7 protein-coding genes and 1 pseudogene are annotated in these 14,821 nt (G+C 71.0%); 4 read left to right on the top strand and 4 right to left on the bottom strand.

The genetic code is table 11. The annotated features are described in order from the left end of the window. Positions 1 to 94 precede the first annotated feature (94 nt). Both AQJ91_RS37630 and AQJ91_RS37635 read right to left on the bottom strand, forming a co-directional pair. Positions 95 to 4,003, bottom strand: coding sequence for a glycoside hydrolase family 2 TIM barrel-domain containing protein (locus AQJ91_RS37630; protein WP_067031021.1), 3,909 nt, complete (start codon positions 4,001 to 4,003; stop codon positions 95 to 97). Between the two features lie 89 nt (positions 4,004 to 4,092). After that, on the bottom strand, positions 4,093 to 6,012 hold the full coding sequence (locus tag AQJ91_RS37635; protein WP_067031168.1) for an ABC transporter ATP-binding protein: 1,920 nt from the start codon (positions 6,010 to 6,012) through the stop codon (positions 4,093 to 4,095). Positions 6,013 to 6,186: 174 nt separating this feature from the next. Between AQJ91_RS37635 and AQJ91_RS37640 the strand changes: the two genes are divergently transcribed. The 3 genes from AQJ91_RS37640 to AQJ91_RS37650 all read left to right on the top strand — a co-directional run bounded on the left by AQJ91_RS37640 (position 6,187) and on the right by AQJ91_RS37650 (position 9,721). Beyond that, positions 6,187 to 7,170, top strand: a complete 984-nt coding sequence (locus AQJ91_RS37640; RefSeq protein ID WP_407696985.1) for a lysylphosphatidylglycerol synthase transmembrane domain-containing protein — start codon at positions 6,187 to 6,189, stop codon at positions 7,168 to 7,170. A 48-nt stretch (positions 7,171 to 7,218) separates the two neighbouring features. After that, positions 7,219 to 7,983, top strand: a complete 765-nt coding sequence (locus tag AQJ91_RS37645) for a crotonase/enoyl-CoA hydratase family protein (protein WP_067031024.1) — start codon at positions 7,219 to 7,221, stop codon at positions 7,981 to 7,983. Between the two features lie 622 nt (positions 7,984 to 8,605). After that, entirely contained in the window at positions 8,606 to 9,721 is a 1,116-nt protein-coding gene (locus AQJ91_RS37650; protein ID WP_067031027.1) for a mechanosensitive ion channel family protein, read from the top strand. Positions 9,722 to 9,725: 4 nt separating this feature from the next. Here the strand turns inward: AQJ91_RS37650 and AQJ91_RS37655 are convergent. Next, positions 9,726 to 11,157, bottom strand: a pseudogene (locus AQJ91_RS37655) (M1 family metallopeptidase). A gap of 223 nt (positions 11,158 to 11,380) precedes the next feature. On the opposite strand from AQJ91_RS37655, the gene AQJ91_RS37660 reads away from it, so the two are divergent. Continuing rightward, entirely contained in the window at positions 11,381 to 13,600 is a 2,220-nt protein-coding gene (locus tag AQJ91_RS37660; protein WP_067031030.1) for an NADP-dependent isocitrate dehydrogenase, read from the top strand. Positions 13,601 to 13,682: 82 nt separating this feature from the next. On the opposite strand, the gene AQJ91_RS37665 is transcribed toward AQJ91_RS37660, so the two are convergent. Beyond that, complete coding sequence (locus AQJ91_RS37665) at positions 13,683 to 14,789, bottom strand: DNA glycosylase AlkZ-like family protein (RefSeq protein WP_234383279.1); 1,107 nt, start codon at positions 14,787 to 14,789, stop codon at positions 13,683 to 13,685. Positions 14,790 to 14,821 lie beyond the last annotated feature (32 nt).

Genomic DNA, 14,821 nt, shown 5'->3' on the forward strand with positions numbered 1-14,821 from the left:
TGCAGGTCAAGGGCTCATGGTTCACGGGCGGGGTCCAGGGTACGGAAAGGGGCCCCGGCCGCGCACCGAGACCCCCGTCACTCCGTGGCGCCGGTCAGTCCACCGCGGTGGGCCGCCGCGATGCCGTCATCGCCTGCCCGACGTTCCGCAGCGGCCGCAGCCGGTACGTGTACGCGTAGTCCCGGTTGGCGAACAGCTTGTACTCGTCGTGGGTGTGGGCGCCCCAGCTGTTGTCGCCGCCCACGCCCATCTGCCGGTACGCGAGCCGCAGGACGACCTCGTCGCGCGGGGTCAGCTGGTAGTCGTGCCGGGCGCCGACGGACAGGTCCTCCGGGGTGAAGTGGGAGGCGTTGACCTCCAGCAGGGGTTCGCCGGAGACGAGGAGGCCGGTGCCGGTGCCGTCGGTCAGGGCGATCCAGCGGACGTCGGTCCTGCCGCCGTTCTCCTGCGGGCGGATGTAGGGCTCCCACTGGCCGCAGACGGTGCCGGAGTAGCGGCCGACGTCGGTGCCGTTGTTGCGGTCCCACTGGTTCTCTTCGGGGCCGCGGCCGTAGTAGTGCAGTTTCTCCAGGCGGCCGGGCAGCAGGAGCAGGGTGCCGACCTCGGGGATGTACGGAAGTGAGGACGCGCCCGGGTGCAGGGTGTTGTCGACCTTGATCTCGCCGTTGCCGAAGACCGTGTAGGTGGTGGTGTACGTCGACTCCGTGGTCGTCGGCAGGGTGCCGCCGACCTTGATCTCGACCGCCCTGTCCCGCAGTGCGCGCACGTCGACGGACGTCACCTTGCGGTTCGTGCCGGCGTCGCGCCAGGTCTGGTTGCGGATGTGCTGGCCGTTGCCGTGGTCGTTGTCGGTGGGCGCCCGCCAGAAGTTCGGGGCGGGGCCGGAGGTGATGAGCTGTGTGCCGCGGGCCTTGTACGAGGTGATGACGCCGGTCTTCTTGTCGACCGTCACGGAGAAGCCCCTGCCGGTGACGGTGACCGTCGTGTCGCCGTCCTCGTGGGTGAGCGCCGGGACGCTGTCCAGCGGTGCCGGCGTCACGGCGGGGCTCTTCGCCTCTACGGCGAGTTGCGCCCTGCCCACCTCGAAGCCGGCCCTCGCCCACTTCGTGGATTCCTTGGTGGTGAAGGACAGTTCGAGGAAGTACTCCGTGCCCGGCGCCGGGGCGGCCGGAACCTTGAACGGCACGGTGATGTCCTTGGTGGACAGCGGCGGCACGTCCAGCTGCGCGCGGCTCAGCCTTCCGCGCTGCACGGCCTTGCCGTCGGCCACGAGGGTCCAACTGCCGTTTAATTCACGGAGGTTGGTGAACAGGTTCTCGTTGGTGAGGGTGACCATCCCCCAACCGCCGGAGGTCCATGCGGCGTTGACCGTCTGGTGGATCCGCTTGATCTCGGCGGCCTTGCCGGTGTGGCCGCGGTCGGCGGTGACGATGCCGTCAGCGACGAAGTTGCCGTCGTTGGGGTTGTCGCCCCAGTCGCCGCCGTACGCGAAGAAGGTCTTCTCGCGCGGCCGCTTCTCGGTCAGGCCGACCGTGGCCGCGTCGAACCAGAACCGCACCGCGTCGTCCCCGGGACCGCGGCCGTCGGAGGACAGTTCGGCGGCGCTCAGGGCACGGGCGTAGACCCGCGCGCGGCGGATGGTGCCGCTGAACTCGCGGCTGGGGTTGTCGACGTCGGTGGCGAGGGCGAGCGGTGCGGTGTTCCTGCTGGGGCGCTGGGTGGTGGTCCGGGTGGCCTTCGCCTCGCCGTCGACGTAGAGGGTCAGCCTGCCCGCGTCCGCGTCGAAGACGCCCGCGATGTGGTGCTCGGTGCCGGTCCAGTTGTCGGGCACGGCCCAGCCGGCGGTGATCCACTGGCCGCCGCCGTGGATGAAGAACTCGACGCTCTTGTTGGTCTGCTTGAGGGCGTACTGGGTGTCGCCCTTGGCGAGGATGGGCTGGTGGTAGCCGGTGACATGCGGGGTGATCCACGCCTCCAGCGTCAGGGAGCCGGTGAGGTCGAGGCTCGCGTCGCGGGCGAAGACGGTGCCGCCCAAGACGCCCTTGGCGCGGTCGAAGGTGCCGCTGGGGGCCATGATCTCGCCGCGCAGCCTGCCGGGGCCGGTCTCGGTGAGCAGCCTGCGGGTGGGGGTGGGCCAGCTCAGGGACTGGTCGACGAAGTCCCAGATCCAGCCGCCCTGGAGGACGGGGTAACGGCGGACGAGGTCCCAGTACTTCTTGAAGTTGCCGTTGGAGTTCCCCATCGCGTGGGAGTACTCGATCATGACGTACGGCCGGGTGTCGGCGGTGTCCTTGGCGCGGGCCTCGACGCGTGCGGGGCTGTCGTACATCTCCGAGCGGATGTCGCTGATCGTGGGGCGGTCGTCGCCCTCGTACTGGATGACGCGGGTGGTGTCGTACGACTTGATCCAGTCGTGCATGGCGACGAAGGTGCTGCCGCCGCCCGCCTCGTTGCCGAGGGACCAGATGACGGCCGAGGCGTGGTTCTTGTCGCGGTGGACCATGTTCTGGGCGCGGGCGACGCAGGCCTCGGTCCAGTCGGCGTGGTTTCCGGGGTACTCGCCGCGGATGCCGTGGGTCTCGAGGTTGGTCTCGTCGACCAGGTAGAGGCCGTACTCGTCGGCGAGTTCGAGCCAGACCGGGTTGTTGGGGTAGTGCGAGGTGCGGACGCTGTTCATGTTCAGCCGCTTGATGATCGTGATGTCCTCGATCATGTCGGCGCGAGTGAGGGACATGCCGCGGTCGGGGTGCATCTCGTGCCGGTTGGTGCCGCGGAAGGAGACGGGCTTGCCGTTGATCCGCATCAGGCCGTCCTTCAGGGCGAACTCGCGGAAGCCGACCCGGTGCGAGAGGGTCTCGATCACCTTCCCGGCGGGGTCGCGGAGGCGCAGGACCGCCGTGTAGAGGTTCGGGTGCTCGGCCGACCAGAGCCTGGGCGCGGGTACGGCCTTGACGGACTGGACGGTCACGTCCTTGCCGGCTTCGTCCACTTGGGCCTGCTGCTGCAGCGGGCGCGACCAGACGGCGTGTCCGGCCGCGTCGTACAGCTGGGTCTCGACGGTGTACCGGCCGGCGCCGCTCCCGCCGTAGCCGCGCACGCTCGCGGTCACCGACAGTTCGGCGGACTTGTAGTCGTCGCCGAGCGGGGTGTCCAGGCGGAAGTCGCGCAGGCGCACGGCCGGGGTGGAGTACAGGTAGACCGAGCGGAAGATGCCGCTCAGCCGGATCATGTCCTGGTCCTCGAGCCAGTCGCCGTCGGAGTAGCGGTAGACCTCGACGGCGATCTGGTTGGTGCCGGGCTTGAGGTGCTCGGTGATGTCGTACTCGGCGGGCGTGAAGGAGTCCTCGTGGTAGCCGACGAGTTCGCCGTTGATCCACACGTAGTGGGCGGACTTGACGCCCTCGAAGTGCAGGAAGGTCCGCCGTCCCGACCAGTCCTTCGGCACCGTGAAGGTACGTCTGTACTGGCCGACGGGGTTGTAGCGGGTGGGCGCGGCGGGCGGCTGCGGCTCCTCGCCGAGGCCGTTGGGGCCCCAGTAGGGGTAGGTGATGTTGACGTAGATCGGGAAGTCGTAGCCGTGCAGCTGCCAGCAGGAGGGGACGGGGATGGTGTCCCACTCTCTGTCGTCGACGTCGGTGCGGTGGAAGTCGGCGTCCCGGTCGTCGGGGCGGTCCGCGTAGGCGAACTTCCACTTGCCGTCCAGGCTCAGCCGGTACGGGGAGCGGGTGCGGTCGGCGGCGAGGGCCTGCCTGACGTCCGCGTACGGCATGAGGGTGGCGTGCGGCGGCTCGGTGCCCAGTCGGAAGATGTCGATGTTGCCGTTCCACTCCGGGGAGCCGGCCGCTGTCCCGGCCCCCTCGGCCCCGTGCGCGGCGTAGGACGATCCGGACAGGGCGAGCGCGCCGAGGACGGCGGCTCCGCCCTCCAGGAGACGACGTCGGCTGACGGCCACGCCCTGGGGGCGGATGGGGTGACCGGCGGGAGACTCGGGAGAGTGCGACATGACCGTGGCCTTCCTCGCAACGACTGTGCGCTGCACGGCTTGAGGGAGCGTCAGATCTTGTGCGGTGCTGTTGGTAAACCGAACGAACCCTAGGATGCGAACCCGAGTGAAGCAATGATGCTGTCGTTCTTTGTGTGATCCTGCGGGGTTGACTCGCGTCCCTCGAACTGCGTCCGGTACAGCTCGGCGTAACGGCCGTCGGCCGCGAGGAGTTCGTCGTGGGTGCCGCGCTCCACGATCCGGCCGGCCTCGACCACCAGGATCAGGTCGGCCGAGCGCACGGTGGACAGCCGGTGGGCGATGACTACGGCGGTCCGGCCCGCCAGGGCCTCGGTGAGGGCCCCCTGGACCGCGGCCTCCGAGGTGTTGTCCAGGTGGGCGGTGGCCTCGTCGAGGATGACGACGCGCTGGCGGGCCAGCAGCAGCCGGGCGATGGTCATCCGCTGGCGTTCACCGCCGGAGAGCCGGTAGCCGCGCTCGCCGACCACGGTGTCGAGGCCGTCGGGCAGGGACCGTACGAGGTCGTCGAGGCGGGAGCGGCGCAGGGCGTCCCAGAGTTCCTCCTCAGTGGCGGTGGGGCGCGCGAGGAGGAGATTCGCCCCGACCGTGTCGTGGAACAGATGGCCGTCCTGGGTGACCATGCCGACGGTGCCGCGCAGGGACTCGGCGCTCAGGTCGCGGACGTCGACGCCGCCGACGCGTACGGCGCCCTCGTCTACGTCGTAGAGACGCGGGAGCAGGCCGGCGACGGTCGACTTGCCCGCGCCGGAGGAACCGACCAGGGCGATGGTCTGCCCCGGTTCGGCGCGGAAGGAGATGCCGTGCAGGACCTCGTCGCCGCCGCGTGTGTCGAGGGCGGCGACCTCCTCCAGGGAGGCGAGGGAGACCTTGTCGGCGGCGGGGTAGCCGAAGCGGACGTCGTCGAACTCGACCGCGACCGGGCCGTCAGGGACCTTCTTGGCGTCCGGCTTCTCCGCGATGAGCGGCTTCAGGTCGAGCACCTCGAAGACCCGCTCGAAGCTGACCAGCGCGCTCATCACCTCGACACGCGCCCCGGCCAGTGCGGTCAGCGGCGCATACATGCGGGTCAGGAGCAGCGCCAGCGCGACGACGTCGCCGGGCTTGAGGGTGCCGCGCAGGGCGAACCAGCCGCCGAGGCCGTAGACCAGGGCCAGCGCCAGGGCGGACACCAGGGTCAGCGCGGTGATGAAGACCGACTGGGCGGTGGCCGTCCGTACGCCGATCTCCGCGACCCGCCGGGCCCGCGCCGCGAACTCCTCCGACTCCTGCTCGGGGCGCCCGAACAGCTTGACCAGCGTGGCGCCGGGCGCGGAGAAGCGCTCGGTCATCCGGGTGCCCATCGCCGCGTTCAGCGTCGCCGCCTCCCGCTGCATCCTGGCCATCCGGCTGCCCATGTGCCGGGCGGGGATCACGAACACCGGGAGCAGCACCAGCGCGAGCAGGGTGATCTGCCAGGACAGCGTGAGCATGACGGCCAGGGTGAGCACGAGCGTGACGAGGTTGCTGACGACTCCGGACAGGGTGTTGCTGAAGGCGCGCTGGGCGCCGATGACGTCGTTGTTGAGACGGGAGACGAGCGCTCCCGTACGAGTGCGTGTGAAGAACGCGACCGGCATGCGCTGCACATGATCGAACACAGCCGTCCGCAGATCGAGGATGAGTCCCTCCCCGAGCGCCGCCGACAGGCGCCTGCCCAGCACGCCGAGCACCGCCTCCACGACCGCGATGAGGGCGATCAGCAGGGCCAGGCATACGACATTCCCCGCGTCGCCGCCCGTCACGATCGCGTCGACGACCAGTCCGGCCAGTACGGGCGTGGCGACCGCGAGCAGTGCGGTCAGCACCCCGAGCACCACGAACCGTGTGATGCGCGCGCGGTGCGGGCGGGCGAACGCGCCGATGCGGCGCAGTGTGGCCCGCGCGAGCGGGCGGCGCTCCTGCTCGGCGTTCATGACGCTGTGCAACTGTGTCCACGCTGTGGTTTCCATGCTCATGTGGGAGAACGTAGAACCTCAAGCATCATTGAGGTCAATGCCCGGCCCCCGTCGCCCACCCGACCCTCCCTGCGTTGCCCCCACGCGAAGGACCCGATGACCGTACGTAACGCACTGTCCCCGCTTCCGCAACCCGCAGTTGGCGCGGGGCGGAAACCCTCTTCTGATGTGACTGCGGTACACCTCCCCGATGCCTCCGACGTCCCCAAGGGGCGACTCCCCCGTCGCGTCCCGGTCCGGCAGATCCTGTGTCTGCTTCCGCTCCTGCTGGTCGCCGTGGTGGCGGTCCAGCACCGCGCCGTGCTCGCCGACGGCTTCGCCCACCTCGGCACCGCCGAGTGGCCGTGGCTGCTGGCGGCGGTCTGCGCCACCTGTCTGACCTGGGTCGCCGCGGCTTGCACCCGGCAGGGCGCGGTCGTCGAAGGTCTGCCCAAACTCCGGCTGCTGGCCACCCAGTTCGCGGCCGGCGCGGCCAACCATCTGCTGCCGACCGGGCTGGGTGCGAGCGCGGTCAACCTGCGCTTCATGACGGTGTGCGGGCTGCCGCTCGCCCGCTCCTCGGCGGCCCTCGCGCTCTATCTGCTGGCGGAGACGATCGGCCGCCTGACCCTGCTGGCGGCGCTGCTCATCGCGTTCCCCGAGGCGCTGCGGCTCGGCACGCTGATCCCCGAGGGGGCGATGGGCCCGCTGCTGCTCGGCGCCGCCGCGCTCGTCCTGGTGGCGGCGGTCACTCTCGTCGTCGTGCGGCGCCTGCGCGCGACGGTGATCTCCTTCCTGCGCACCGCGCTCGGCGAGGCCCGCTCGGTGCACACCCGCCCGTCCCGGGCGCTCGCGCTGTGGGGCGGTTCGCTGGCCTTTCCCGCGCTGCAGGCGACCGTGCTGGTCACGGTGGGGCAGGCGTTGGGGCTGCCGGTGCCGCCGCTGCACATGGCGGTCGCGTATCTGGCCGCGACGGTCGCGGTCGCCCTCGTCCCCACCCCGGGCGGGATCGGCTCGGTCGAGGCGGCGCTCGTGGTGGCCCTGGTGGCGGCGGGCGGTCCGGCGGCGGTGGCGACGGCGGTGGTCCTGGCCTTCCGGATCATCACGGTGTGGCTGCCGCTGCTGCCGGGCGCGCTGACGCTGGGCGCGCTGGTGCGCTGGAAGGTCATCTGAACCGCTGGGTAGCGTGCGGGGTCCGACGCCACGGAAAGGGGCCCCGCCATGCCGGTCCGAGTCGAACGCCAGGGCCACGTCACCACCGTCGTCCTCGCCCGCCCCGAGGTCCGCAACGCGGTCGACGGCCCGACCGCCACCGAACTCGCCGCCGCCTTCCGTGAGTTCGAGGCGGACGGGGAGGCCCGGGTTGCGGTGCTGTGGGGCGAGGGCGGCACGTTCTGCGCGGGCGCCGACCTCAAGGCCCTCGGCACCGACCGCGGCAACCGTGTCACGGAGGACGGCGACGGTCCGATGGGGCCGACCCGGCTGCGGCTGTCCAAGCCGGTGATCGCCGCGGTCGCCGGGCACGCCGTGGCCGGAGGCCTCGAGCTGGCGCTCTGGTGCGACCTGCGGGTCGCCGAGGAGGACGCCGTCTTCGGGGTGTTCTGCCGCCGCTGGGGCGTTCCGCTGATCGACGGCGGCACGGTACGGCTGCCCCGGCTGATCGGCACGAGCCGCGCCCTGGACATGATCCTGACGGGCAGGCCGGTGCCGGCCCGCGAGGCCTACGAGATCGGCCTCGCCAACCGCGTCGTCCCGACCGGCACCGCCCGCGCCGGGGCCGAGCAACTGGCGGCCACGATCGCCCGGTTCCCGCAGGCGTGTCTGCGCGCCGACCGGGCGTCCGTGCTCGACCAGGAGGGGCTGGACGAACCGGCGGCGATGCGGGGTGAACTCCGTTACGGCATGGAGGTGTCGGCGGAGAGTCTGGAGGGTGCGGCGCGGTTCGCGTCCGGGGCCGGGCGGCATGGGTCGTTCAGGGACGTGTGATGACGCCCGGCGGGGTGCGCGGGTGCGGTGACGTCGGATCCAGGCCATTTTCGGCGCGGCGGAGTACGGGGCGAGGGGCAGGCCGGTCGGCTGCCGTACCTCCTCGGTGTGCGGGGCGGGTTCGGCGCGGCGGTCCGGCCGGACGAGGGCGCCGGTCAACGGGCGGCCGGTGCCTGGGTCCCGGGCGAGTACGGTCTCGCCCGGGTTGGCGAGGCCCAGCGGGGAGTGCGCGGGTAGCCGGCGTCGACGACCGAGGCGTACAGCTCGTGCGGGTCGGCCTCCGCCGGGCGCCGGGGAGATGGCGGGGGTCGACGGCGAGTAACTCGCTCGTCACCGCGCCTCCTCGTCCCGTCGAACGCGCCGGCGATCACCGCACGCCGGCCCGCCGCCGAACCGCGCACCGCGTCAAGCGGCTCCGGCCGAGAGGCGCTATCCGGACTCGGCGCTGGTACGAACTCCTGTGCGGGATACCGCAGAATGAACCGGCGTGCCGGCCTCGGGGGCAAGGGGTGGTCGGCGCGACGTTACATCCCGGAATTCGAGCAGGTGACGACGTGACGAAACTTCACATGCGGCTGTCGGCGAAGGTGTTCGCCGCCGCTTTTCTCCCCGGGGGTGACCGGTGAAGCGGGCGCTCACCGTGGATGACCTGGTCATCGCCGGAATCTGGCTGGCCGCGGGCCTGGTGGCGGCGTTCCTGCTGCGGATGCTGCTGCGCTGGCTGCGCAAGCACGCCGACCGCACCCGCTGGAGCGGCGACGACGTCGTCGTGGACGCGCTGCGGACGGTGGTGCCGTGGGCTGCGGTGGTGGGCGGCGTGGCGTCCGCGGGGGCGGCGCTGCCGCTGACGAAGGCGGTCCAGCACACCGTCAACCAGATCCTGACCGTGCTGCTGATCTTCGTGGTGACGGTGGCGGCGGCCCGGGTGGTGGCCGGTCTGGTGCGGACGGTCACCCAGTCCCGTTCCGGGGTCGCCGGGTCGGCGACGATCTTCGTCAACATCACCCGGATCCTGGTCCTGGCCATCGGTTTCCTGGTGGTGCTGCAGACGCTGGGCGTCTCCATAGCGCCGCTGCTCACCGCCCTGGGCGTGGGCGGTCTGGCGGTCGCGCTGGCCCTGCAGGACACGCTCGCCAACCTGTTCGCGGGCATCCACATCCTCGCCTCCAAGACCGTCCAGCCCGGTGACTACATCCGGCTGAGCAGCGGCGAGGAGGGCTATGTCGAGGACATCAACTGGCGTCAGACGACGGTCCGTTCGCTCTCCAACAACCTGGTCGTCATCCCCAACGGGGAGCTCGCGAAGACGAACATGACCAACTTCATGCGTCCCGAGGAGCAGTTGACGATCCTGGTGCAGGCGGGCGTCGCCTACGACAGCGACCTGGACCAGGTCGAGCGGGTGACCTGCGAGGTCGTCGCCGAGGTGATGACCGAGATCACCGGCGCGGTCCCGGAGCACGAGCCGCTGGTCCGTTTCCACACCTTCGGCGACTCCCGGATCGGCTTCACGATCATCCTGGGCGTCGGCGAGTTCAGCGACCAGTACCGGATCAAGCACGAGTTCATCAAGCGCCTGCACAAGCGGTACCGCGAGGAGGGCATCCGGATCCCGGCGCCCACGCGGACGGTGTCCCTGCAGCAGGGGCCGCGCCAAGGGACGACGGCGATCCCGCAGCAGCGGGTGGGCGGCGACGAGGCCGTGCAGGGCGGGCAGGCCGCCGCCCTGCACGACTGAGAGGTCAGAGCGTCGCCGAGTTGCCGTGGTGGTGCCCGCCCCGCAGGCTGTGCGGGGCGGCCAGGGACGGGTTCACCGGCGTGACCGCCCAGTCGGGGTGGCCGGGCATGCGCGGCGGCGAGGAAGACCCGCTCGATCGCGTGGAAGGTGTCCTCGCCGACGAACCGGCGCAGCGCGTACAGGACGAGGACGCCGCCCAGATAGCGCTGACTGTCGAACAGGTTCGTGGCGTCGGGCGCGGCGACCGGCCCGGAGTCGTGACGCCACTGGTCGCCCTTGGCGTAGGTGTCCTTCATGCGGGCTTCCATGGTGGTCAGGCCCAGGGAGTCGGCCCAGCCGCGCTCGTAGCGGTACAGCAGCCCGTAGAAGTCGGCGTGGCCCTCGTTGAGCCACAGGTCGGCCCAGGTGGCGGGGCTGACGCTGTTGCCGAAGTAGGAGTGGACCAGCTCGTGCATCATGTGCGAGCCGATCTTCTTCTCCTCCTGGAGCAGGAAGTTCGGCTTGTACAGGGTGAGGGTCTGGGTCTCCAGGCCCGTGAAGTCGAAGGCCTGCGGATTGTCGGAGTTGCAGGGCAGCAGTCCGTACGTCTCGAACGGGTAGGCGCCGAGCCGCGTCTCCAGCCACGCGACCAGCCCCGGGGTGAGTGCGAGGGCGGGTTCGAGGGCCTCGGCCCGCGTGACCGGCACGACGTCCCGCAGCGGCAGCCCATGCGGGCCCTGCCGGTCCTTCACCACGTAGTCGCCGACCGTGATCTGCACCAGCTCGGTGGCCATCGGTTCGCGGGAGCGGTAGGTGTACGCCGTACGGCCGCCGTCGAGGATCTCGGTGCGGACGAGGAGGCCGGTCGCGACGCCGCGCAGACCGTCCGGGACGGTGAGGCGGAAGGTGAAGTCGGCCTTGTCGGACGGGTGGTCGTTGCACGGGAAGACGGTGTGCGCGGAGTCCGGCTGGCAGCACACCGCAAACCCGTCCGGTGTGTCGACCCAGCCGGTGTGCGCGAGCTCGCGGCGCGGGTCGGCCGAGTACTCCACGCAGACGGTGACCCGGGCGCCTGCCGGCAGGGTGCCGGCGGGGGTGATACGGAGCTTCTCGGCCACCTGCTCGCAGGTGGCCGTACGGCCGTCGACGCGGACGGCGTGGACGTCCAGGCCGAGGGCGTCGAGGGAGAGGCGGGTCAGGGCCCGGGTGGTGCGGATCCGCAGGGTCGCGGTGGCGTCGACGAGCCCGGTCGTGGCGTCGTACGCGAAGTCGAGGTGGTAGGCCGAGACGCGGTAGCCGTCGTTACCGAGGTCCGGGAAGACGGGGTCACCGAGGGTCTCGGGGCCGGGGGTGCCGTGGTGGGCCGGGGTCGCGTGGGCCGTCGGGGCGAGGGTCAGGGCCGCGGCGGTGCCGATCAGCGCGGCCGCGGGAGCCGTCACTCTGCTGCGATATCTCATGGTCAGCTTTCGGTCAGGCGGCCGGGTGGTCGGGTCCGGCCGCCGGATCAGTGGGCGATCGTGGACGATCTCCCTCCATGACCGCGGAATCGCGCGGACCGGTTGCCTGGAACCGTCAATTCCGCACGCGTCCTGGACGTCTGTGCGGACCCCTGTCGAGCAGGGGCCGGTCACGAGATATCTTGATGTCGAGCAATGTTGCAGACGTGGAGCGGAGCACCCGGTGACTGACTCGACCATCATCTATACGCACACTGACGAGGCCCCGGCCCTGGCGACGTATTCCTTCCTGCCGGTGGTCCAGGCGTACGCCTCGCAGGCGGGTGTCACTGTGGAGACCCGTGACATCTCGCTGGCCGGCCGCATCATCGCGGTGTTCCCGGAGTACCTGACCGAGGACCAGCGCATCCCGGACGCCCTGCACGAGCTCGGTGAGCTCGCCAAGACGCCCGAGGCCAACATCATCAAGCTGCCGAACGTCTCGGCGTCCATCCCGCAGCTCAAGGCCGCGATCGCCGAGCTGCAGGCCCAGGGCTACGCGCTGCCGGCCTACCCGGACGACCCGAAGACCGACGAGGAGCGGGACATCCAGGCCCGCTACGACAAGATCAAGGGTTCCGCGGTGAACCCGGTGCTGCGTGAGGGCAACTCCGACCGCCGCGCCCCCGCCTCGGTCAAGAACTACGCCAAGAACCACCCGCACCGCATGGGCGCCTGGACCCCCGAGTCCAAGACGAACGTGGCGACCATGGGCGAGAACGACTTCGCCAGCACCGAGAAGTCCGCGGTCATCACCGAGGACGGTGCGCTCCGCATCGAGCTGGTCGCCGAGGACGGCACCACCACCGTCCTGCGCGAGTCCGTACCGGTCCTCAAGGACGAGGTCGTCGACGCCTCCGTGATGCGCGTCGCCGCGCTGAACGAGTTCCTCAAGGCGCAGGTCGCCCGGGCCAAGGCGGAGGGCGTCCTGTTCTCCGTGCACCTCAAGGCGACGATGATGAAGGTCTCCGACCCGATCGTCTTCGGCCACGTGGTGCGCGCCTTCTTCCCGAAGACCTTCGAGCAGTACGGCGCGGCCCTCGCCGCCGCCGGTCTGTCCCCGAACGACGGTCTGGGCGGCATCCTCAAGGGCCTGGATACGCTGCCGAACGGCGCCGAGATCAAGGCGTCCTTCGAGGCGGAGATCGCCGAGGGCCCGACGCTGGCCATGGTCGACTCCGACAAGGGCATCACCAACCTGCACGTGCCGTCCGACGTCATCGTCGACGCCTCGATGCCGGCCATGATCCGCACCTCCGGCCACATGTGGGGCCCGGACGGCCAGGAGGCCGACACCCTCGCGGTGCTGCCGGACTCCAGCTACTCCGGCGTCTACCAGGTCGTCATCGACGACTGCCGTGCCAACGGCGCCTTCGACCCGTCGACGATGGGCACGGTCCCGAACGTCGGTCTGATGGCGCAGAAGGCCGAGGAGTACGGCTCCCACGACAAGACCTTCGAGGTCCCGGCCGCGGGCACGGTCCGCCTGGTCGACCAGGCCGGGAACGTAGTCCTGGAGCAGGCCGTCGCCGCCGGTGACATCTTCCGCGCCTGCCAGGCCAAGGACGCGCCGATCCGCGACTGGGTCAAGCTCGCCGTCACCCGCGCCCGCGCCACCGGCGACCCGGCGGTGTTCTGGCTGGACGAGAACCGCGCCCACGACGCCGTGCTGATCGAGAAGGTCAAGCAGTACCTGCCGGAGCACGACACCGAGGGCCTGGACATCCGCATCCTGTCGCCGGTCGAGGCCACCAAGCTGTCGGTGGAGCGCATCCGCCGTGGCGAGAACACCATCTCCGTCACCGGCAACGTGCTGCGTGACTACCTGACCGACCTGTTCCCGATCCTGGAGCTGGGCACCAGCGCCAAGATGCTGTCGGTCGTCCCGCTGATGGCGGGCGGCGGCCTGTTCGAGACGGGCGCCGGCGGTTCCGCGCCGAAGCACGTCCAGCAGCTGGTCAAGGAGAACTACCTGCGCTGGGACTCCCTCGGTGAGTTCTTCGCGCTGGTGCCGTCCCTGGAGCAGTTCGCGAAGACCACCGGCAACGCCCGCGCCCAGGTCCTCGCCGACGCCCTCGACCGCGCCACGGCGACCTTCCTCAACGAGGACAAGTCCCCGACCCGTCGCGTCGGCGGCATCGACAACCGCGGCAGCCACTTCTTCCTGTCCTTGTACTGGGCGCAGGAGCTGGCCCGGCAGACCGACGACGCGGAGCTGGCCAAGGCCTTCGCCGCGCTCGCCGAGACGCTCGCCGCCAACGAGCAGAAGATCGTCGACGAGCTGCTCGCCGTCCAGGGCCAGCCGGCCGAGATCGGCGGCTACTACCAGCCCGACCCGGCGAAGGCCTCCGCGGTCATGCGCCCGTCGGCCACCTGGAACGAGGCGCTCGCGTCCCTGAGCTGACGCGAGCGGCCCGACAGGGCCGTATGAGCGATCCCGCCCCGGTCGGCACACTGCCCGGCCGGGGCGGAGCCGTGTCGACCGCCTACTCGGGCCGTATCAGCTCCAGGTCGAGCCAGCGCGCCAGGTCCGCTATCTCGTGTCCGACCTCCGCGGTCATGTCCTTGCTGAACGGTTCGTCCTCGTGTGTCGCGTTGACCTTGAATATCCCGGCCTTGCGGTCGGCGGTGGCGTCGAGCTTGCCCACGAGCCTGTCGCCGTACAGTACCGGCAGTGCGAAGTATCCCCACCGGCGCTTGGCGGCCGGCTTGTACATCTCCAGCTGGTACTCGAACCCGAAGAGTTCGAGGGTGCGCCTGCGATCGTGGATCAGCCGGTCGAAGGGCGACAGCAGGGCCGCCCGCCCCTCGAACGGCTGCCCCAACTGGGCTGGATCGACACGCCACTTGCCCCGCACGCCCTCGACGACGGCGGGTTCGCCGGCCTCGCCGACGTCCGCCGGTTCGACCGGGCACTCCGGTCCCCGGGCTCGGGCGATGCCGAGGGCGCGCAGCCGCCGCTCGTCGCGGACGCGCAGCGCCTCCGTCACCGGGACCGCCGGGGTGCCGGGACAGACCCGTGCGGCCAGGTCCCACAGCCGGTCGCCGTTGCGCCGTCCCGCGACGGCGACCTCGCCGCGCTGCACCATGAGCTCCAGGAGCTTGGTGACGTTGCGGTTGTTGGTCCACCCGCTCGACCGCCACGGCAGCTCGCAGGTGTCCGGGAGCTCGCGGGAGGGCAGCGGCCCCGAGGCGCCGAGCCGGTCGAGGATGTCCCGGCGGCAGGCGTCGTTGGCGGCCACCCACTTGCCGTGGTACTCCCGCCACGAGGAGGGCGTCCCCCGCTCGGGCCACTCGGCCATCTCGGCGCGGTACAGCGCGAGATCCTCGGCGGGCCGGATCATCGCCTGGAGCTCCAGCAGCGTCCGGTCCCGCAGCGCGGCGGTCAGGTCGGCCGGTGCGTACGCCGAGGATCCGAGCCGGCTCCACGCCACGAGGTCGGCGGTGGGCGCGACGGCGGCGGTCGGGTCGATCTGCAGCAGGGTCAGCCGGCGTACGACGTCGAGCAGCCCGGCCGGCCGTGCGGCGTCGAGCAGCTGGGCACGCACGGCGATACGGCGGGCGTCGGTCCGGGAGAGCTCGTGCACGGTCACGCTCCGAGGCTGGGGGGACGGCATGACAACGT

This window comes from Streptomyces dysideae (genome assembly GCF_001514305.1).
Taxonomy (GTDB): Bacteria; Actinomycetota; Actinomycetes; order Streptomycetales; family Streptomycetaceae; genus Streptomyces; species Streptomyces dysideae.

What these genes read in the sequence shown, in the direction of transcription:
- AQJ91_RS37630 (WP_067031021.1), bottom strand. Translation starts at nt 4,003, where the DNA reads ATGTCGCACTCTCCCGAGTCTCCCGCCGGTCACCCCATCCGCCCCCAG.
- AQJ91_RS37635 (WP_067031168.1), bottom strand. Translation starts at nt 6,012, where the DNA reads ATGGAAACCACAGCGTGGACACAGTTGCACAGCGTCATGAACGCCGAG.
- AQJ91_RS37645 (WP_067031024.1), top strand. Translation starts at nt 7,219, where the DNA reads ATGCCGGTCCGAGTCGAACGCCAGGGCCACGTCACCACCGTCGTCCTC.